Source organism: Neisseria sp. P0009.S007, assembly GCF_051962515.1.
Genome location: NZ_JBQCVF010001026.1, coordinates 1 through 308, shown reverse-complemented (window position 1 = coordinate 308; position 308 = coordinate 1). Strand labels below are relative to the sequence as shown.

Genomic DNA, 308 nt, shown 5'->3' with positions numbered 1-308 from the left:
TGCTCGGCCAGCTTCCGTTGAGCCTGCCTGTACGCGAAGCTATGGACAGCGGCACATCTTCAGCCTTGTTTGAAAACAACCAAACCATCGCCGATATTTACACCGAAGCCGCATTCCAAATCGCGCTGGCCATTGCCGATAAAGGCAAAGACTTCAGCAGCCGCTTCCCGAAAATCGTTGTCGAATAAAAAAGTTTAAAAAAGTGTTGACAGCTGTGTGGCCCATCTCTATAATGCACAGCTTATCGGGTCGTTAGCTCAGTCGGTAGAGCCGCGGACTTTTAATCCGTTGGTCGAGCGTTCGAATCG

Annotated in this window: 1 pseudogene; it reads left to right on the top strand. The window is 50.3% G+C overall.

The features are described 5' to 3' along the window. Nucleotides 1–188 (top strand): annotated as a pseudogene (locus ACTHS3_RS17605) (iron-sulfur cluster carrier protein ApbC); the annotation flags it as partial. Nucleotides 189–308: the final 120 nt, after the last annotated feature.